This window comes from Kitasatospora nipponensis, from assembly GCF_039528135.1.
Classification (GTDB): Bacteria; Actinomycetota; Actinomycetes; order Streptomycetales; family Streptomycetaceae; genus Kitasatospora; species Kitasatospora nipponensis.
The window spans coordinates 1-730 of sequence record NZ_BAAALF010000686.1; the positions used below are offsets into that span (position 1 = coordinate 1).

A 730-nucleotide genomic window follows, 5' to 3' on the forward strand; every position below is an offset into this window, starting at 1 on the left:
CTGAAGAACGTTCACGACGTGACGGTGCGGGACTTCATCACGAAGTACAGCGCCGCCGAAGGCGTGCTGGTGGAGGAGTCGCAGCGGGTCGTGGTCGACTCCCTCGACATGCTCTTCAGCTCCGCCGACCACGCCCCGAAGGCCGGGGTGTGTATCACCGGGACCAGTTCCGAGGTGACGGTCAGTCGGAATCGGATCGGTGGTTCGTTCGGCCCCGGCATCGTGGTGGACCCGGGAGTGACCGGGGCGGTGCTGACCACCAACGCGCTCACCTCGAACCACCAGGGCGGCATCCGGGTCACCGGCGCGCCCGGGACGGTCGTGACCTCCAACTCCCTTGCCGCCAACAAGGACCGGGGGATCGTGCTGGACGGCGGCTCGTCCGGCTCGACGGTCAAGAACAACATCGTGGCCTGCTCCGACCAGCACTACGACGGCAACCCGGTCGACCCGGTCGAGATCACGGTGTCGGCCGACTCCGCACCCGGTACGAAGGCGGACCACAACAGCCTGGCCACCTGCGCCGGCGGCACGGTGTACTCCTGGGCCGGTCAGAAGTACGCCACTCAGGCCGCCTTCGCGGCCGCCACCGGGCAGGGCACGGCCGACCTGATCGAGCTGCCGGGCTTCTCCCGCAGCTGGGGCAACAACAGCTCGGTGGTGCCGACGGAGCTCTCCGGTTCGACCGACTCCGCCGACCAGTCCGCACCTGGCCTGCTGCCCACCGACC

At 69.0% G+C, this 730-nt stretch carries 1 protein-coding gene; it reads left to right on the forward strand.

Annotated elements, in window-relative coordinates; genetic code table 11:
* Positions 1–730, forward strand: a 730-nt coding sequence (locus ABD323_RS42715; RefSeq protein WP_344447434.1) for a right-handed parallel beta-helix repeat-containing protein, incomplete at both ends; no start/stop codon positions are given.